Annotated in this window: 12 protein-coding genes; 8 read left to right on the top strand and 4 right to left on the bottom strand. The window is 55.4% G+C overall.

Annotated features, from left to right (window positions below; genetic code table 11):
- Positions 1–26 precede the first annotated feature (26 nt).
- From F0P93_RS20300 to F0P93_RS20285, 4 genes are all read left to right on the top strand, one after another.
- A complete protein-coding gene (locus F0P93_RS20300; protein WP_150879191.1) occupies positions 27–3542 on the top strand; it encodes a SusC/RagA family TonB-linked outer membrane protein in 3516 nt (1171 codons plus the stop codon).
- A gap of 152 nt (positions 3543–3694) precedes the next feature.
- Positions 3695–5173, top strand: coding sequence for a RagB/SusD family nutrient uptake outer membrane protein (locus F0P93_RS20295; protein WP_150879189.1), 1479 nt, complete (start codon positions 3695–3697; stop codon positions 5171–5173).
- A 25-nt stretch (positions 5174–5198) separates the two neighbouring features.
- Positions 5199–6671, top strand: a complete 1473-nt coding sequence (locus tag F0P93_RS20290; protein ID WP_150879187.1) for a sulfatase family protein — start codon at positions 5199–5201, stop codon at positions 6669–6671.
- Between the two features lie 218 nt (positions 6672–6889).
- Positions 6890–8290, top strand: coding sequence for a sulfatase family protein (locus tag F0P93_RS20285; RefSeq protein WP_150879185.1), 1401 nt, complete (start codon positions 6890–6892; stop codon positions 8288–8290).
- 19 nt (positions 8291–8309) lie between these two features.
- On the opposite strand, the gene F0P93_RS20280 is transcribed toward F0P93_RS20285, so the two are convergent.
- Positions 8310–9569, bottom strand: a complete 1260-nt coding sequence (locus F0P93_RS20280; protein ID WP_150879183.1) for a sensor histidine kinase — start codon at positions 9567–9569, stop codon at positions 8310–8312.
- Between the two features lie 221 nt (positions 9570–9790).
- On the opposite strand from F0P93_RS20280, the gene F0P93_RS20275 reads away from it, so the two are divergent.
- From F0P93_RS20275 to F0P93_RS31545, 3 genes are all read left to right on the top strand, one after another.
- Positions 9791–10306: a YciE/YciF ferroxidase family protein gene (locus tag F0P93_RS20275; protein ID WP_150879181.1), complete on the top strand. Its 516-nt coding sequence runs from the start codon at positions 9791–9793 to the stop codon at positions 10304–10306.
- 116 nt (positions 10307–10422) lie between these two features.
- Positions 10423–10581 (top strand): hypothetical protein, encoded by a 159-nt coding sequence (locus F0P93_RS31550; RefSeq protein ID WP_191908871.1) that lies wholly within the window; start codon positions 10423–10425, stop codon positions 10579–10581.
- A gap of 12 nt (positions 10582–10593) precedes the next feature.
- On the top strand, positions 10594–10767 hold the full coding sequence (locus F0P93_RS31545; RefSeq protein WP_191908870.1) for a hypothetical protein: 174 nt from the start codon (positions 10594–10596) through the stop codon (positions 10765–10767).
- On the opposite strand, the gene F0P93_RS20270 is transcribed toward F0P93_RS31545, so the two are convergent.
- Both F0P93_RS20270 and F0P93_RS20265 read right to left on the bottom strand, forming a co-directional pair.
- Positions 10746–11975, bottom strand: a complete 1230-nt coding sequence (locus F0P93_RS20270; RefSeq protein ID WP_225309569.1) for a glycosyltransferase family protein — start codon at positions 11973–11975, stop codon at positions 10746–10748. The two genes, F0P93_RS31545 and F0P93_RS20270, sit on opposite strands and share 22 nt — an antisense overlap.
- A gap of 105 nt (positions 11976–12080) precedes the next feature.
- Positions 12081–13328, bottom strand: a complete 1248-nt coding sequence (locus F0P93_RS20265) for an amine oxidase (RefSeq protein WP_150879179.1) — start codon at positions 13326–13328, stop codon at positions 12081–12083.
- Between the two features lie 297 nt (positions 13329–13625).
- Between F0P93_RS20265 and treY the strand changes: the two genes are divergently transcribed.
- Complete coding sequence (gene treY, locus F0P93_RS20260) at positions 13626–17861, top strand: malto-oligosyltrehalose synthase (protein ID WP_150879177.1); 4236 nt, start codon at positions 13626–13628, stop codon at positions 17859–17861.
- A 910-nt stretch (positions 17862–18771) separates the two neighbouring features.
- On the opposite strand, the gene treZ is transcribed toward treY, so the two are convergent.
- Positions 18772–20634, bottom strand: coding sequence for a malto-oligosyltrehalose trehalohydrolase (treZ, locus tag F0P93_RS20255; RefSeq protein ID WP_150879175.1), 1863 nt, complete (start codon positions 20632–20634; stop codon positions 18772–18774).
- Positions 20635–20636 lie beyond the last annotated feature (2 nt).

The following is a 20636-nucleotide window of genomic DNA, read 5'->3' as shown; positions in this document are numbered from 1 at the left end:
GACGCACTACGCCTAAACTCTATTTTATGGATAGAACAACTCTATTTTGTTTGGTTGTAATCGGGCTATCCATCCGGCAACCGGTCAGCGGTCAGGTGCTGGCGTGGAATCCCAACCGGCAACTGCCGGAAAAACCAGCCAGCCAGGTGCAACGGCGCCTGCTGACCTCCGTGCTGAAAGACATCGAAAACCGGTTTCAGATTTCCATTGCCTATCGGTCGGATTTGCTGGATAACCGCACCGTTGATCTCAAAACCGAGCGGTTTTCGAGTGCCGAAAAGGCGTTGAAAAAAGTGCTGGAAGGGCAACCGTTGCGCTACGAAAAAGTGAACGACGGTTTTTACCTGATTGCGCCCCTGTCGACCGAGAAGAAGGAGAAACCCCAAAACCCGGCTCCGGCTTCCAGCCCGATCAACGGCAACGATCGTTCCGGCGAGGCTTCTCAACTGGGGGGCAGCGGTTTTTTCGCCCCGATCAGTCAAAAAATCGCGGCTGCGCTGGTGCCGGTAACCGGCCGGGTAATCGACCAGAACGGCCAGGCCATTCCGGGTGCCACCGTGCTCTACAAGGAGAATCCGAACCTAGGCACGTCTACCAATGCCGAGGGCCAGTTCAGTCTGAATCTGCTGGAAGTTCGGGGGAGTCTGGTCGTTTCGTCGATCGGATTTCTGAGCCAGGAAGTCGCGCTGGGGCAGCAAACGACTTTTACTATTACACTGGAAGCCGACACCAAGGCGTTGCAGGAAGTCGTCGTAGTCGGCTACGGTTCGCAACGGTCGCAGGATTTGACGGGTTCGGTGGCGGTGGTCGACCAGAAAGCCATTCGTAGCCTGCCGGTTTCGACCATCGATCAGAAGATGATCGGGCAGGTGGCCGGGGTGCAGATTCAGCAGCCGTCGGGTGCACCGGGGGGCGGAACGTCCATCAAAATCCGGGGCAGCGGTTCGCTGGGTGCGGGCAACGAGCCTTTGTATGTGGTGGACGGAATGCCGTATTCGGCGGGCATGAACCAGACACTCAACCCGTTGCTGTTCATCAATCCGAACGACATTGAATCGGTCAGTATTCTGAAAGATGCGTCGTCGACCGCCATTTACGGTTCGCGCGGAGCCAACGGGGTGATCATGATTACAACCAAAAAAGGAAAATTCGACCGAACCGAGGTCAGTGTGTCGTCCATGCGCGGGGTGCAGCAGGTTCCGCAGAGAGGACGCCCCGAAATGCTGAACGAACGCGAATTTGCGGAATTGCAGCGGGATAAAATCGGCATTGTGGTTCGGCAACGCGAAAAACGGGCAGCTACGATCGACGACTATCCGCAGGAATACCGCAACCTCGACAACTTAACCGGTGACGGCACCGACTGGTACGGTTTGCTGCTTCGGCCAGCCGCCATCGAAGACCACAACGTCAGCATTCAGAAAGGTTCCAAAGAATCCCGGCTGAGTTTCAGCATGGGGTATTTCAAACAGGATGGCGTTCTGAAGCACACGGGCGTGGAGCGGTATAGCAGCAAACTGGGTATTGAGTCCAACCTCGGCAAACGCGTCAAGGTCAGCGCCATTCTCCAGCCCACGTTTATTACCCAGAAACGAACCAACACCAATTCCAGCCGGGAGGATATTCTGGGCGTCAGCCTGTGGGCTAATCCGCTGCGGACTCCGTATGACCAGAACGGCAACCTGATTCCGTACATCGTGTCCCCGCAAAGCAAATACCATTCGGCCTGGAGTTTTGCCAATCCGCTGTTTACGTTGCGGGAAACCATCCAGACCGAGAAGGACTTTCAGAACCTCGGTTCGGCTTTTGTGGAGTGGGAAATCATTCCGGGTCTGAAGGCGAAAACGTCGCTGAACACCATCTGGTCAACGGCCAAATACCAGCAGTATATTCCCGCCACGGTCGGCGCGTCCAACACGCCCCCGACGGTCGGCACCGGTCGGTCGAACAACACCCGCAGCGAGCGGTTCGACTGGCTGATCGAGAACACGCTGACGTACGATAAAACGATTGGCAACCACCGGTTCGATGCGCTGTTGGGCTATACGACCCAGAAAAGCACGTCAACGGGCGTTAACCTCACGGCCAATCCGTATACAAACGATCTGATTCAGACCATTAATGCCGCGCAGACCATCAGCGCCTGGGGCGAAACCGTTAATCAGTGGGCCATGATTTCGTACCTGGGCCGTATCAACTACGCCTTCAAAGACCGGTATTTGCTGACGACCACGTTCCGCTCCGACGGTTCGTCGCGGTTTGGGAGCCGGAATCGCTACGCCCTGTTTCCGTCGGTCGCGGCCGCCTGGCGGGTTTCGGAAGAAGATTTCCTGAAAGGCAACCGCATCATCAATGACCTGAAACTGCGGGCAAGCTACGGGCGAAGCGGTAATAACAACATCGGTAATTATTCCCACCTGGCGTCGATCAACGCCGAATCGTACGTCTTCGGAACCACGCAGGTGACGGCTTCCAGCGTGGGTTTGTCCAACCCGTACCTAAGCTGGGAAGTCTCGAATCAGGTGGACGTCGGCGCGGATTTTGAATTCCTGCAAAACCGCCTGTCGCTCTCGCTGGATTATTACTACCGGAAAAGCACGAACATGCTGCTCAACGACGTGATTCCGGCCATCACCGGCTACAACGCCCAAACGGTCAACAAGGGAAATGTGCGGAATACCGGGATCGAAATTGCGCTGGGCGGCACCCCGGTTTCGGGCGCCTTCACCTGGGATGTCAACCTGAACATGGCCTTTAACCGCAACAAAGTGCTCTCGCTCAACGACAACGGCGACCGAATTCTGGCGGGTAGCAACGACAACAATCCCACACACGTTTCGGTGGTGGGCAAGCCCATCAGTCAATTCTTTGGGTACATTTTCGACGGGCTCTACACGGCCGCGGATGTTGCCAATCCGGCCATCATCAAAACCCCGCAGGTGTATGAGGGCAATGTCAAGTACAAGGATGTGAACGGCGATGGCGTGATTACCGACCTGCTGGATTATACGATGATCGGCAGCCCGCACCCCAAGTTCATCTTTGGCGTTACAAACCGGTTTTCCTACAACCGCTTCGATCTGAACGTCATCGTGAGCGGACAGTATGGCGGGCAGGTCATGAACGGCTTGCGGCAGACCGTCGACAACCTCCAGGGCTTTTTCAACGTCAGCAAAGAGTGGACGGCCCGCTGGCGGAACGCCGATACACCGGGCGACGGCCAACACTATGGCATTCCCATTCTGACGCCCAGCCTGGGCCACCGGGTTTCGAGTTTGTGGGTCGAAGACGCGAGCTACCTCCGGATCGGCAACCTGACGCTGGGGTATTCGCTGCCCGAAAGCTGGGTGAAAAAAACCGGGTTTGTCAACAACTGCCGGTTTTACCTGACCAGCCAGAATCTGGCGACGTTCACCCGCTACAAAGGAGCCAATCCCGAAGGGCAGTCGGTGACGGTCAACAACACGCTGGCCCCCGGCTTCGACATGTCATCGTATCCGCTGTCCCGCACAACGTCCATCGGCATCAACCTGACATTCTAAAAACCAGTTTACGGTTTTCGGTTTTCGATGGGCCGTCGCTACGGTGGGTTGACCGCATACTTTCCTTCTTCCACAGTCTAAAAATGTGGTGGCTAACCGTAAACCGAATACAGAAAACCGTAGACGCTAAACCCACTAATTCACAAAATGGTATGAAAAAGATAGTGTATGTGCTGGGCCTGTTTTTCCTGTCGGCCTGCTCCAACGATTTTCTGGAGATTTATCCGGAAACCGCCCTCAGCGAAGGGACTTTTTACAAATCGGAAACCGAATACATTCTGCTGGCCAACGGCTGTTACGTACCGATGCAGACGTACGAAAAAGTGGAACACTGGGTGATGGCCGAACTCATTTCTGACAACGGCAGCTTTCAGTACAGCACCGTAACCGGCGAAGCGTCGAAGGGCGTGATCGACCAGTTCATTCTGGCTTCCAACAACGTCGCCTACGCCAACTTTTGGAATTTTTCGTACAACGGCATCACGCGTTGCAACAAACTGCTGGCCGAAATCGACCGGACGGGCGTAACCTGGTCGAAGGAGTCCTTTAAAAAGCGGTGTGCTGGTGAAGCCCAATTTCTGCGCGCTTTGTATTATTTCAACCTGGTGCGGCAGTTCGGGGGTGTTCCGCTGGTGCTGACCCCCATCGAATCGCGGGAAGCTGTCGGCATCAAACGGTCGACAGAAGAGCAGGTGTACGAGAACATCATCAGTGATCTGAAAGCCGCCGTCGAGAATTTCAACGGAGCCACCGACGTCAAGGAAAACGGACGCGCCAACGAAGGAGCGGCCCTGGCGTTGCTGGGAAAAGTGTATCTGACGCAGCGCAAGTATGCCGAAGCGGCAGCGGCTCTGAAAACCGTGATCGAATCGGGCAAATACAGTTTGTTGCCCAATTACGCGGATGTCTTCAATCCATCGAGCAAAGATTTTAAGGAGACGATTTTTGCGGTGCAGTATTCCGAAAACAGCGCGGCATTGTCCAACCGGTTTCTCTTCTGGTTTGCGCCCTGGACCTCGGCAGGAGCCATCACCGGGCGACCCAGCATCAGCCTGGTCGGCGGGGGCTGGAACCAACCCACTGACGATCTGATCAATGCGTTCGAAGCGGGCGACAAACGCAAGGAGGTATCGATCAAATTCTGGAATGGCGCGGACTGGGACGGCGTCGTGCGGCCCATTCCGTATTGCGCCAAGTACAAGGCCCCGCTTTCGTCGCCCGTCGACCGGAGCAGCGACAACATGCCGGTGTTGCGGTATTCGGACGTGTTGCTGCTGTATGCCGAAGCGCTCAATCAGCAGGGCAACACCGCCGAAGCGATTCCGTATGTACAGCAGGTTCGCAACCGGGCCGGGTTGACGCAGTCGCTGGCGGGTACTGGTAAAACCGCATTGGAAACGCTGATTGCCAAAGAACGCCAGGTCGAGTTCTGCTTCGAAAACCAGCGCTGGTACGATTTGAAACGGACCGGCAAGGCAGTGGAAGTCATGACGGCACACGGCCAGCGCGAGAAAGCGAAAAAATCGTTTCTTTACAATACCGCCTACGAAGTGACGCCCACCAAACTGCTCGCTCCGATTCCGGAAGAACAGGTCCTGGTCAATAAAATTAACCAGAATCCGGGGTATTAAACACGTCAAAAAACCTGACAATAGAATGAAAAGAGCCCTGCAACTCCTTGGTTTCCTTCTGATTGGCGTGAGTCTGCTTTATTGCACGACCCGGCCGAAAACCGCGGTGAAAACCGAAAAACCCAATGTGATCTTTATCTTCTCGGACCAGTGGCGGGCCGATGCCGTGGGCTACGCGGGCAATCCGGATGTAAAAACGCCCTACGCCGACCAACTGGCGAAGGAAAGCGTCAACTTCAAAACCGCCATTGCCACCATGCCCGTTTGTACGCCCTACCGGGCGACGCTGTTGACGGGACAGTATCCGCTCAAGCACGGCGTTTTTTACAACGACAAACCGCTGCCAAACGAAGCCCTGACGATGGCCGAAATCTTCAAAGACAATGGCTACCAGACCGGCTACATCGGCAAATGGCACATCAACGGTCATAAGAACGGCGAACACCCGTTCAGTGCCCGCGACAAGCCGATCACCCGCGACCGGCGGCAGGGTTTCGATTACTGGAAAGTCCGGGAAGTGTCGCACGATTACAACGACTCGTTTTATTTTGATGAGAACGATCGGAAACACCAGTGGCCGGGCTACGACGCGTTTCCACAGACGGACAGTGCCATCGGGTTTATCAAGCAAGCCAAAGAGAAACCGTTTCTGCTGGTGTTGTCGTGGGGACCGCCCCACAATCCGTACCACACGGCTCCCGAAAAATACCGGGCGATGTATGATCCGAAGACGCTGACGATCCGGCCCAATGTGCCGAAAGCCATGCAGGACAGCGCCCGGCGGATTTACGCGGACTACTACGCCCACTGCACCGCTCTGGATGATGCGCTCGGCAAGCTGCTCAAAACCCTGGACGAGCAGGGCATTGCCGACAACACGATTCTGGTATGGACCTCCGACCACGGCGACATGCTGCTGACCCAGGGCGTTTTGCGGAAACAACGCCCCTGGGACGAATCCATCCGGGTGCCGATGCTGGTGCGGTATCCGGCTAAATTCGGGAAGAAAAGCATCGAGATTACCAAACCGATCAACACGCCGGATATTCTGCCGACGCTGCTGGGCATGGCGGGGTTGACAATTCCGGCGACCATCGACGGCAAAGACGTTTCGAAGGGCATTCTCAACCCGGCGGTTTACCCCATCGATGCCGCGCTGGTGTTGTTGCCGGTTCCGTTTCACGAATACAATTTCCAGAACGGGGGCCGTGAATACCGGGCCGTTCGCACCGAGCGGTATACCTACGCCCGGCGGCTGGCCGGTCCCTGGCTGTTGTATGACAACCAGACCGATCCGTATCAGTTAAATAATCTGGTCAACAAAGCCGAATACGCTGCGCTGCAAAAGCAACTGAATGCGGTTCTGGACCAAAAACTGAAGGAAACCAACGATAAATTTTTGCCGGCCGACGAGTATATGAAGCGCTATAACTACACCTATGATAACAAGGATAGTTTGCGGCCGCCGTCGTATTATGCGGAAATTCGTCCCAAGTAGAACCGGGTAGTGTCGAGTCTTCTCACGCTCCAACCCAACGGGGTTGACTGTTGATAACCCCGGATGCAATCCGGGGCAGATGTGGGAGATGAGCAAGATACTATCTGCATCAGGAGACAGACTGATCCGGTGGCCCCGGATTGCATCCGGGGTTATCAACAGTCAACTCCAAACGGGGTTGGGGCCAGTCAAGTAAAGTTAATTAAATTGAAATTTCGATGAATAAAACGGTTTCAATCATTGTCGGTATGCTTGGAATGGCAGCACTGACTGTTCTCTGTGTTTCGTTTATCGCTGGGCCGTCCCGAAAGGAGATGGAAAAACCGCCCGAAAAACCCAACATCATTTTCCTGCTGACGGACGACCACCGCTGGGATGCGCTGGGCGTGATGGGCAATCCGATCATCCGGACGCCGAACCTGGATGCGCTGGCCAAGGGCGGTGTGCTGTTTCCCAACGCCTACGTCACCACGGCGATCTGCTGCGTCAGCCGGGCCAGCATTCTGAGCGGACAGTATGAATCGCGCCATAAAATCAATGATTTTGTGACGGATTTTTCGCCGGAAGCCGTTGCCAATACGTATCCGCTGCTGCTCAAAAAAGCCGGGTATAAAATCGGTTTTGTCGGCAAGTACGGGGTGGGTGATAACCCGCCCGAAAACCAGTATGACTTCTGGGCCTGTAACCGCAAAGGCCAGCCGCCGTATGAATACACCAACCAGAGCGGGAAGAAAATTCACCATACCGACAGCGTGGCGCATGGCGTGCAGAACTTTTTGAACGATTTTGCCGGCAAAGGCCCGTTTTGTTTGTCGGTGAGCTTCAAGGCCCCGCACGAACTGGACGGCAACCCGCCGACGTATCCGGTGCAGGAACGGTTTAAGGCGTTGTACGAAAACATCAAAATGCCGGTGCCGGAAACCGCCGACCCGAAATACTGGGCCAGCTTCCCCGACTTCTTCCGAACCGACCAAAACATTGGACGCGAACGCTGGAAACCGCTGTTTTCCACTCCCGAACTGCACCAGAAAACCGTCAGGGATTACTACCGGCTGATTACGGGGGTCGATGAGGTAGTGGGCAAGCTGAGGGCGCAGTTGAAGCAACTGAAACTGGACCAGAACACGATCATCGTTTTTATGGGCGACAACGGTTTTTACCTCGGCGAACATGGTATGGAAGGCAAGTGGTTTGGCCACGAAGAGTCCATCCGGGTGCCGCTGATTATTTATAACCCGGCTTTATCCGCCAGCCGGAAAGGAACCAAACCGGCCCGGATTGCGCTCAACATCGACATCGCACCCACCCTTCTGTCTTTTGCCGGGGTTCCGATTCCGAAAACCATGCAGGGAACGGACTTGATGAAGCCGAACGCGCCCGCCCGAACGGATTTTTTCTACGAACACACGTTTATGGGCAGTCCGCGGTTGCCGAAAGTGGAAGGGGTGGTCACGCCGGATTTCAAATACATGAAATTCATCGAGCACGGGTATGAAGAGTTGTATACGATCAAAGCCGATCCGCACGAGACGAAAAACTTGGCGACGGCCCCGGCTTTCCGAAAGAAACTGGACGAATTGCGAAACCGCTATCAGGTTTTGAAAGAAACCGTTCAATGAATACGCGTCGCCCGGATCTTTACTGGGTTTTCCAGTGAAGACCCAGGCGAATGCGGAACAGGGTGCCTTCGCCCGTTTTGGTCTCAATTTCCAGGCTGGCCCGCAGGAGTTCGCACAATCGTTTGACAATCGACAGGCCGATGCCTTCGCCTTTGGCGGTTTTGGGTGCCTGAATGACGGCTTTTTCCCGGGCGTCGGCTTCTGGAGTTGGCACGCCAAAAGCGGCACTGGACTCTGGGATAGGGGCCAGCGCCTGCGAATACGAACCGGCTTCCTGATTGGGAAGCCCCGGGCCGGAATCCTGTATGCCGATGAGCCAGCGGTAATCGCTTTCGCGAACCCACGACACCGACACCCAGCCGGATTGGGTATGTTTCAGGGCGTTTAAGACCAGATTCTGTACGATTCGCTGCAACTGGAGGGGGTCACTTTCAACCAGCAGCTCCGCCGGGCCGTCGGCTTTCAGCATCAAACCCGCTTCTTCGGCCATGGGCTGGTAGCTTTCAACCAGTTTATGCAGCAACTGGCCCGCGTTAAAAGACTGAATACTGAGGGATTCCTGACCGGCTTCCAGTCGGGCCAGATCCATTAGCTGGATGACCATATCCCGCACCGTTGTCAGGTTGCGGTTGAGCATTTCGAGCATCTGTTTCCGTTCCGGTTCATCCGCTTCCACCAGATTCAAATACGAAGCGGCTCCCTCGATGATGCCGAAGCTGCCGCGCAGGTCGTGGGAGGCTGTTCGCAGCAGGTCACCCCGTTGACGTGTCAGGTCGTTCAGATCGTCGAGGGCCTGCTGCAGGAGCTGAACCCGGTTGCTGGCGTCCAGGCGCTGTAGTTCCGTATATTGCCCGACACTACCGCTGATGCTGAGTGTTTTGAACCAGGATAAGTATTCATACGATTCGGCGACCCAATCGATTTCAGGTGCCGGATGGCGTTGCCAGTAGTGCCGCAGTTCATCCAGCAGCACCTGATTCAGGTGATGGATTTCAGTCAGCAGTTCCTGCAACGTATACCCTTTCTGCCAGCGGTGCAGACCATGCTCCTCCGACAGCAGCTCAATATCCGCATTCAGAGCGAGTTGCCGCAGCCGCTGATCGAAAACGTTGAGAATAAAAGGAACCTTGTTGTTGAACTCTTCCCGGCTTAAACTGGCGATGGTGTTGCAGGCCGGATCATTTTGACAGGCTGTTCGCCAGGTGTTCAGAATGGCTTCCCGCCGGGCGGCCAGGTAAGTTGCCAGTGCGGCCAGCGAAGGATCGATCGGGGTATTCATAAAGAGTGGGTCAGGTGAAAAGTCCGTTGCCTGAATAACCCGTTCGGGAAAGAATGGTTAAAAATGCAGGTTGATTCAGCGTTTTAGGATAGGTGGAAACCTCGCTAACTTTTTATAAACAACTCCAATCCTCGTCTGTTGATAAGCTACGTTGTCGGGGTATGGAGGCTCTCTCAAACGCCGGCAATCGGGAAATTTTCATCAAAACAACGTTTGAAAACATGGCAACGTCAAAGGGAAACGGAGAAAGCGAATTGAAGGAATTGTTTGTCGATGAGTTAAAAGACATCTACTGGGCGGAAAAACATTTGACCAAAGCACTGACCAAAATGGCAAAATCAGCCACGTCGGACGAATTGCAAACCGCTTTCGAAAAACACCTGACCGAAACCGAAAACCATGTGGCCCGGCTGGAGCAGGTCTTTGAGGTTGTGGGTGAAAAAGCGTCGGCCAAAAAGTGTGATGCAATGGCAGGGTTGATCGAGGAAGCGGAAGGGTTGATCGAAGACACCAAAGAGGGAACGCTAACCCGGGATGTGGCCCTAATTTCGGCGGCACAAAAAGTGGAGCATTACGAAATTGCTTCTTACGGAACGCTGAAAACCCTGGCCGGGGTACTGGGCTATCCGAAAGCGGCTCAACTGCTGGAAGCAACCCTGGCTGAAGAAAAGAAAACCGATTCACTGCTGACGGAAATTGCCGAAGGCTCCATCAATGAATCCGCGAAAGCTGAGTAGTTGATGGAAAATGGGTATGGACGGGTCTTACGCCGGGGCATCATACCGTGGCGTAAGACCCGTTTGCAGGTTACGCAATGAATTGGAGTTGGTTGTGATCTGATTCCAAACGGCGCTTGGGCCAACGAACCTCGGTGGGAAAGACGACGAATGGAGACTTACACGGCAATGTGCCGGATCGCTTTCCGGTAGCTTTGCGGTTGATCGATGTGATCAATAATTTGGGATTTCTGGAAAGACAGCGGTTTTTAAAACCGTCTTTGAAAGCCGCGTAGCCGATTGCGGGTTTGAAAAAACGCGCCCAGGCTTTACAGATTCTGGTCATTTTCGTGAATGACAACGTTGGCCGCTGGCGCTCCGATTCCACGGAAGTGGTGGCGCATTGCCTGAAGGATTGGGATCGACAAACCGCACCGGTTTTGTCGACCCCGACTTCTTTTTACTCCGGAATGAGGGCATGAGCCCGGACGTTTTCCGACGTTTTCAGGTGCTCCTTGATCAGGCCATTCATGCCCGCCCAGGTCAGGTCCCAGGATTGTTGCTGCAAGTGCGCGTCGATCGGCGCCCAGTCGAATTCGGCTTGTTCGTGGAGGGCTTCTGCCATCGCCTGTTCAAACTCCAAAACCGTAGCGGCAATCCGGACGGGCGCGTAGCTGCCGTAGGTAGTGACCACATCCCGAATCGGCGTTGAAACCACCGGAAGCCCGGCGGCCAGGTATTCCGGCGTTTTGGTCGGACTGATAAACCGGGTAGCATCATTGCGTGCAAAAGGCAACAGCGCCACTTGCCAATTGCTGAAATAAGCCGGTAGTACCTCGTACAATTTCATGCCCAGATAATGCAGATTCGGCCCTTGCGGCAACGTGGCCGGGTCAATTTTAACGACCGGCCCCAGCAGAACAAACTGCCAGTCGGGCTGGCGGCTGGCCAGTTCTCGCAGAAGCGTCAGGTCCAGCCGTTCGTCGATGACGCCACTGTAGCCAACGCGCGGGTAGGCAATGTTTGCGTGGTCGGCAGGATCGGCCAACCCCCGACGAGCCTGGGCAAAATGGGGGTTGTCGATGCTGCTGGGAAACGCATGGACAGACCGGTGTCGTTGCTGTTTCGCTTCGAACAGGCTGTAACCGCCGGTGAAGACCAGCCCGGCCCGGTGCATCAGTTCTTCCTCCCGTTCCCGCAACTCGGGCGGGGCTCCGTGAAAGGCCGACAGCTCATCCATGCAATCGTAAAGCGTCAGCCGGGGCCGCAACTGGTCGGTGAAGGCCAGCGCCATCGGCGTATAATACCAGGAAATAAAATCGATAATCCGGTGTTGAACCCGCAGATTGTTGAGCCACTGGCGTTGCAGTTCATGGCCCGCTTCGCCCGCCAGTCCGGGAGGCAAGTGAGGAACCAGAACATGCAGATGAGAATTGACCGCCCGAACTTCCAGCCAGGCATGGTCGTCGCAAACGGGCTCCTCCCAAAACCAGACCCGGTATTGCTGACTGGCCCGACTCATAAGATGCTGAGGGCGCTGATACACAAAGTTCCAGCGTAAATGCGAGAAACAGAGTAAATCGGTGACATCGCGCGCTGAAATTGTTGAAAGGGCCTGAGCCGACAGGACGAATTGGCTGGATTCCTGATGTCCTGACTGACTTCCGGCTATTGATGGAGAATGTGACATTTGTTGATGGTTTATAGATGATTCATTGCGCCGGCAAACCGTATTTACAGGAAGCCATTATCATTTATTCAACTCCATTCGGACGGAAAGGGGAAGGTCGGGCGCTCAGAAGTTAGGAAGCGGCCCGGCTTGCGAAATCAGACGGTTTTGAACCCGGGCTAAAACCGACTGAACTTCCCGTAATGCGTCGGCATACGGCTGGTTCAGCACCTGGTGTGGCGGTTGTTGGGCAACGGTTCCGTCGCTGGTTCCCTCCGCGTCCCACAGCCCCGCCTGGTGCCAGGGCGTCAGGTGATCCCAATCCGGCCGGTCGATGATCGGGTACAGGCAAATTCCCCAGAGTGGCAGGCCCCCGCTCAAGACGGCCGCACTTTCACGGGCCACAAACTGAATCCACTGGGGGCGATCTTCGCCGGGGTGGCTCGTTTCCGAAAGAACGATGGGGCGCTGGTAGCGTCGATACACTTCCCGGAACAGGTCGCGCAGGGGCCGCCAGCGCGGATCGAATCCGTCGTTGGCCCACGGCAAAAACGCTCCGGAACCGGCAATCCACTGGTTGTTGTAATAGTAATTCAAGCCTACCACATCCAGGTAGTCGGGCTGTCCGCCCAGTTCCGGGCACAGCCGGCCACTGAGCATATCCGTAGCCTGAAACTGGTTTTCGTGTGCCAGGGCCGCAAACCCAAGCTGTTCGGGCGTGGCATCCAGTTGTGGTACCACATTGACCAGGGGCTCGGTGGTCAGGATGCGGATGCTGGGGTCGGCTTCCCGCAGGGCGGCCACCCCCTCGATGTAAGCGCGCATCAAACCGTATTTCACTTCCCAGCCCTGCCCCACACAGTAGGGCGACGTACCGCGGGCATCGCCCCCCAGCCACGACAAAAAGCTGACTTCGTTGATCGGGGTTACAATTAGGGTACTGTAGGGGTCCACCGAGCGGTAAAACGCTACGAAACTCCGGCACAGAGCAGCAAACCGGCGCGCAAACAGCGGATGCAGGGGCGTCAGATCGTCGGGAAATCCAAAATGGCAAAGATCCCAGACCTGCTGAATCCCGGCCATCCGGCCCCGTTCCATCATGAACGCCAGCGTTTGCCAGTCATACTGATACGGGCGCTTTTCGACCTGGCTCCAGCGAATGCCTTCCCGGACGGTTTGGATGCCGAACGGGGCCAGATTCCGATAATCATCGTCAATGCGTGGCAGATGACCCGTAATGTGGAGAAAATCGACCCGGTTTCCCCAGGCATTGAGCTGATCGGTGCATTCATACCCCCCCATCCAGAACGACTGAAAAGGGTTGCTGCGTGAATGGACGGGTAAAAAATCGGACGGAACAGGGGAAACGTTCATGCAATTGAACGGCTGGTGTACCGGTAAATGTAAAGAGGAAGATCGGGAGAACCGGGTGTCGAGTAAAAAAAAGAGGCAATGGACTGACGAGGTAGGGGGGGACTGGTTCTTCAGAATTTCACGTTCTACACCGGTTGCCGGAATTTTTACGGACTCCGGTTTGAAGATCGAAACATTCTATTCCGGTCATTGCTTAATACATAGCTGCTCATCCCGGCACGTCCGTTTGCCAACCAGCCTGTCGGTTGACCAACGGTTCTTGAAACAGACTTTATCCGCAGGCTTTACCCGATACTCATGAATAATCCGGTTACTACCTATCGCATCCAATTTCATAGTGGATTTACGTTCAGTGATTTTGATAAAATACGGCCTTATTTGAAGAAACTGGGGGTCGGTACGCTCTATGCCTCGCCCGTTTTTGAATCCGTACCGGGCAGCCAGCACGGCTACGACGGGGTCAATCCGCACCGCATCGACCCGGAAATCGGCACCGAAAAGCAACTGAAAACGCTCAGCAAAAAACTCCGGAAGGAGGGCATCGGCTGGTTGCAGGACATCGTTCCCAACCACATGGCGTTTCATCCCAACAACCCGTGGCTGATGGACGTGCTGGAAAAAGGTCCGTTGTCGCGGTTTATGCCTTTTTTCGATACCGTCTGGACGAGCCAGCTTTTTCACGGACGGCTGGCGGTTCCGTTTCTGGGCGCACCCCTCGATGAGGTCATTAAAAACCGGGAACTTAAGGTCGCTTACCAGGACGGACGGTTGGTTCTGCGGTATTTCGATACGGCCTATCCGTTGCGCCTGCGGTCGTACCCAACGGTTTTGCAGCCTCTGGATGATCAGCCGGTGCTGGAATCGATTCAGCAACTGCTCGACCAGATCCGCCCCCTTCAACTGGTGGAAGAACCCGAAGCCTATGCGCTGGGCATGAACGAATTCCGGCAGCAGCTCACGTCCTTGCAGAAAAGCCCGGTCGTCAAGGCCTACATCAAGTCGTGTCTGAGCGCCCTCAACCGCGACCCGCAGCGACTCCGCCAACTGGCTGACGAGCAGGTGTATCAGTTGAGCCACCACCAGGAAACCGATCGCCGGATCAATTTCCGGCGGTTTTTTACGGTAAGCAGCCTGATTGGCCTGAATGTGCAAAATGACGCGGTGTTTTCCTACGTTCATCAGGGCATCAAGGACCTGGTGGTCGAGGGCGTGTTTACCGGGTTGCGCGTCGATCACATCGACGGCCTGTATGACCCCGGCCCGTATCTGGAACGACTCCGCGAACTGGCCGGGGAAGAAACGTACCTGATCGTCGAAAAAATTCTGGAACCCGGCGAACCGCTGGAACCCGCCTGGCCCATTCAGGGAACCACGGGCTACGAGTTTCTGGCTCAGGTCAATAACCTGTTTACGCAACCGGCCAGCGAGCCGGTTCTGACGCACTTCTACCAGCAACTCGTTGCGGATGCCACGCCCATTCACCAGCAGATTCTGAACAAAAAAGCGTTCATTCTGGCGCAGCACATGAAGGGCGAGTTGAATAACCTGTACCGGTTTTTCCTGGAGTTGAATCTGGTGGATGAGAATGCCCTGACTATTCTACCCCCCGACAGCCTGCAGGCGGCCCTCGGCGCGTTTCTGGTGTATTGCCCGGTTTACCGGTATTACGGCAGCTCGTTTCCGTTGGAGGAGCGGGAGGCTGCAGCCGTGCAGACGATCCTGACCGAAATAAAAAACCAGAAACCGGAACTGGCCACGGCGGTCGATGTGCTGGAAGAAATTCTGCTGCAAAAACCGGCCGATGGCGACGATGCCTACAACCAGCGGGTTTCTCATTTGTATCGGCGGTGCATGCAATTTACGGGTCCGCTGATGGCCAAAGGGGTGGAAGACACGCTGATGTATACCTACAACCGGCTGATCGCACACAACGAAGTGGGCGATTCGCCGGAAACCTTCGGGTTGTCGCCGACCGATTTTCACCGGGCCATGCAGGAACGCCGGCAGCAGTGGCCGCTGGCCCTCAATGCCACCTCGACGCACGATACCAAGCGCGGAGAAGACGTCCGGGCGCGGCTGAACGTGCTGACGGATTTGCCCGACGAATGGCTGAAAACCGTACAGGAATGGCAGCAGCTAAACGCCGGTTTGAAACACAAGGGCGCGCCGGATGCCAACGATGAATACTTTATCTACCAAACGCTGGTGGGGGCATACCCCATGCCGGACCAGGACGACGACGATTTTGAAAACCGGATTCAGAACTACCTGGAAAAAGCCTTGCGGGAGGCCAAACGGCATTCGAGCTGGAACGAGCCCGACGCTGCGTATGAGAAAGCTACCCGGAATTTTGTTGCGCAGTTGCTCGACCGGAAACGACCGTTCTGGAAAAGCTTTCAGAAATTTCACCGGCAACTGGCTGATTTTGGAATTGTCAACTCCCTGGCGCAGGTTGTTCTCAAAGCCACTTGCCCCGGTGTTCCCGACGTGTATCAGGGGTGTGAGTTGTGGGACCTGAGTCTGGTCGATCCCGACAACCGCCGACCCGTCGATTATGACCAGCGCCGGCAATGGCTGGATGAACTGACCAATCCCGATTCGGCACCGTCGGATGCGCTGTTAAGCCATCTGTGGGAAAACCGGTTTGACGCCCGAATCAAGCTCTGGTTGACCCATGCCTTGCTCACCGCCCGAAACCAGGAGTCGACCGAACTCTTTGCCGAAGGTGACTACATTCCGCTGGCGGTGGAAGGGCGTTACCGGGAGCATGTGCTGGCGTTTGCACGCCGACACCGGCAAACCTGGCTGGTGGTCGCCATTCCGCTGCACCTGGCCGTGATGAGCCGCCAGCAAAACAAAAGCGTTCCGGCTCTGGACTGGAAAGATACCCGGATTGTTTTGCCACCGGATGCACCGGACGAATGGAAGCACGTGCTGCTGCCGACCAGCGGAAACACGACGGATGGCATTGCGGTGAAAGATGTTTTCAAAACACTGCCGCTGGCGGTTTTGAAACTACAACCGGCTTTTACCGACCGGAGCGCGGGCCTGCTGTTGCCCGTTACGTCTCTCCCTTCGGCTTTTGGCATCGGCGATTTGGGGCCGGAAGCGCGCACTTTTGCCGATTTTCTGAGCCGCAGCCGCCAGCATTACTGGCAAATTCTGCCGCTCAATCCCACGGAAGCGGGCGCGGGACATTCGCCCTACAGCACCTATTCCAGCATGGCCGGCAACACCCTGCTGCTGAGTCCGGAAGCCCTGGCGCAGGACGGTTTGCTGGATTGGGAGCTGCTGCGCACGCACCAGCTTCCGACCACCGGGCAGGTGGATTATGCCGGAGCCGAGCGGGTTCGGAATGTTCTTCTGGAGAAAGCCTACCGGAATTTCTCCCAACTGAAAGCCAGCCCGTTGCAAAGCCGGTTTCGGGCGTTTTGCCAGCGCGAAGCCCACTGGCTCACCGACTTTGTGCTGTATATGGGCCTGAAACAGAAATTTCAGGGGCAGCCGTGGTATGAGTGGCCGGAAGAATACCGGCTGCGCCAGCCGGAAGCGTTGCGGGCGTTTGCGGAAGCTCATCAGGCCGAACTGGAGAAGGTACGCTGGTTGCAGTTCAGTTTCGACCGGCAGTGGCAGAGCCTCAAAGCCTATTGTAATCAGCGGGGCATTCACCTGCTGGGCGATTTGCCGTTTTACGTGAGCTATGATTCGGCGGATGTGTGGTCGCACCCGGAACTGTTCAGCCTGGATGAATCGGGGAAACTGATCACGGTCGCCGGGGTGCCACCGGATTATTTTAACGCCGACGGTCAGCTTTGGGGGATGCCGGTTTTTCGCTGGGATCGGCTCAAAGAGCGCGGCTACGACTGGTGGATTCGGCGCATCCGGAAAAATGCGGAGTTGTTCGATCTGGTGCGCATCGACCACTTTCGCGCGCTGTCGGAATACTGGGAAATTCCGGCCGGGGAGAAAACCGCCATCCGGGGCGAGTGGAAACCGGGGCCGGGGGGCGATTTTTTCCGGGTTCTGCACCAGGAACTGGGCACTCTGCCCTTAGTGGCGGAGGATTTGGGCGACATCAGCGAAGCGGTTTATCAGCTACGCGACGCGTTTCAGTTGCCGGGCATGAAGGTTGTTCAGTTTGCTTTTCAGGAGGTGTTGCCACTCTCTCCGCACATTCCCCACCAGTACACGCCGAATTTCATTGCCTATACCGGTACGCACGACAACAACACAACCCGGGGCTGGTACCGGCAAAGCCTGAGCCCAACCGAACAGAAAACCGTAGCGGAATACGTCGGTAAACCGGTTTCCGAGAAAACCGTGCATCTGGCGTTGGGGCAACTGGTGTATGCCTCGGTGGCCAGAACGGTGATTCTGCCGGTGCAGGATGTGCTGGGGCTGGACGAAACCGCCCGGATCAATACCCCGGCGGCCACCGCCAACAACTGGCTCTGGCGGCTGCTGCCGGGGCAATTGACCGACGAAGCCGAGAATCGGCTTCGGGCGTGGGCAACGCTCTATAACCGCTGGTAACATAGAATCTGTTTAGGATTTTCTTTTTCTTCAAAACAGAATAAAAAGAAAGGAAATACTAAATGTAAAATGATGAATACTAAATGTAAAATGATGAATGCTAAATGTAAGGGATGCTGGATTGAGAACTCTTTTTACATTTAGCATTCATCATTTTACATCAGTACTGTACGCAGGATTTTTCTCCGTGCTTCAAGGTTGGGATGTTGGCGTAAAATTTTCTGTATCGTATGCATTGAAGCGAACGGTAAGAGACTGGGCCGCGTAGCGGACAGATGCTTGTAGCAAGGCGTGTGCCTGACAGCACGCTGGACTGCGAGCATACCTGCGTCTTGCTACAAACATTCGTCCGCTACGCGGCCCAGTCTGCCCGGGGTTGCTTTATGGTGGCGAAATGGGGGTCAAAAACCAATAGATAAAAAGGTCATTTTAAAAGCATACTTTGCTTAAACCCCAAAGGCTATTCGGCAAAATCAATCCTTCGCACAGTATTAATTTTACATTTAGTATTCTGTTCCTACGCAATCTTAAACAACTTCATTATAAATAGGACTTTCGCTTTCTGCCCCTAAATCCCCTAAAGGGGACTTGGACGCGGCTTAATCTGGATGTTAAAAGTCCGGCAGCGGCCGACCGTCCTTTAGGGGCAGAAAGCGAACGTGTGATTGAATTATCAGACGTAAGTCCTAATAAAAATCAGTGATTGATTAATTGTTCGCCCGTTACAAAATGAATCATCCCTATGGGATTTTTTGGATTCGGTTTTCACATGATTGGTTGGGTTAAAATCCACCGCTACAAGCTGAATCATCTCGGAGGGATGGCCGATCGAATGCCAAAGAACGGGGATTTCCTAAAAGCCAGTTCCGTCCATGCGATTCCAGGGTCTCATCCGTATGACGCTGGCGGACTAAAAAGGGCTCGCTGCCGGGCCGTGGGTGCGGTACAGAGTGACACTGCAGGGCGGCAGACTGATGGGCTGGCCGGGTTCGGCCTGTGCGGGCAGCAGGGCGGTTTCTGACGCGACAACCTCCTGCCAGTTGGGTTCTTTCGAATCCAGGATTTTGTCCCAGGACGATGCCCAGGTGGGCAGTGCGTACGAAACCGCTTCGTCGGACAGATTGAACAGACTGAGGATATGCGATTGTCCGTCAGCCGTTTGGCGATCCAGGACAAAACCGGATTGCTCCAGAACCGTGACGCGCAGGTCGTTTTTAGCGACGTTCTGCAACACCGGCTCGGTTCGGCGCAGGGCGATCAGTGTCCGGTGCCAGTCGAGCATAATTCGGTGTTTGCCTTCCGTGCGCTTTTCCCATTGCAGGATGGAGTCGGCAAACGTCGCTTTGTCAAAGGGATCTTTCGGGTCGTCGGTCCAGCCAAAAGCGGCAAATTCATCCCGGCGGCCTTCCTGCACCGCCCGGATCAGCGCTTCTTCGGAGTGATCGACAAAATAATAGAAGGGGGCCTCTTCGGCGTATTCTTCCCCCATGAACAGCAACGGTACATACGGCGACAGCAAGACGGCGGCTGCGGCCACTTTTTGCCGCTCGAAATCAACCAGCACCGACAGCCGTTCGCCCCCGACGCGGTTGCCGACCTGATCGTGGTTGAGGTTAAAAACCACAAACTGATCGCCCGGCAGGCCCGCCGACGAAGCCCCGAACTTCCGTTTTCGGAAAGAAGCATATTCTCCGCTGACCACAAAACCGTCGGTGTAGGCTTTGGCCAGTTGCTCCATCTGGCCGAAATCGCCGTAGCGGTCTTTGCCTTCTTTATGGATCAGAACGTACAGCGCGTGGTGAAAATCATCGAGCCACTGGGCATCGAAACCGAAGCCACCCATCTCGGGCGTTTTGATGATGCGCGGGTCGTTCAGATCTGATTCGGCCACCAAATGCAGCGAACGCCCCACCCGTTTTTCCAACAGTTTGACTTCCTGGTGAACCAGCTCCCAAATGTGGAATGCACCCATATCGAACACGGCATGAATGGCATCGAACCGAAGCCCGTCGATGTGGTAATGCTCAAACCAGTGCAGTGGATTGTTGGAGAAATAATCCCGTACACCATCCGACCATTCGTCGTCGAAATTGATGGCGTCGCCCCAGGGCGTGTGGTATTTAGGGTTGAAATAAGGCCCAAACTGGCTGAAATAGTTGCCTTCGGGGCCCATGTGGTTGTAGACTACGTCCAGAAAAACCGCCATACCGCGGGCGTGGCAGGCATCTACCAGCTTTTTCAGCCCGGCCGGACCACCGTAGGAATTTTGAACCGAATACAGGTAGACGCCGTCGTAGCCCCAGTTTCGGGTGCCGGGAAACTGGGCGACAGGCAGGATCTCAAGGGCGTTGATCCCGGTTTCCATCAACGCATCGAGCCGGGGAATGATGGCTTCGAACGTGCCTTCGGGCGTAAACGTGCCGACGTGCAGCTCATACAGAATCAGATCGCGGAAGGGCAGGCCCCGCCAGTTCTGATCCTGCCAGGCATGGGCGGAGTGGTCGACCACCGCCGAGGGGCCGTGAACGCCTTCGGGCTGGAAATGAGAGGCCGGATCGGAGTAGGCCTTCCCACCGTCCGGTTTGAAAAAATACCGCGTATCCGGCTGAACGTCCGTCACTTCTGCGCAAAAATAACCCCATTCCACGCGCTGCATGGGAATTTGGCGTTCGGCAGGGTCGAGAAGCTGGAGTATCATGGATTCTTTCTCCGGCGCCCAAACCGTAAAAACACAGGAACCGTTACCGGTATAGTTTGCACCAATGGTTTTCATGA

Source organism: Larkinella humicola (assembly GCF_008727875.1).
GTDB classification, from domain to species: Bacteria; Bacteroidota; Bacteroidia; order Cytophagales; family Spirosomataceae; genus Larkinella; species Larkinella humicola.
Note: the sequence above shows the minus strand (reverse complement) of the source record. Positions and strands in the feature narration are given on the sequence as shown.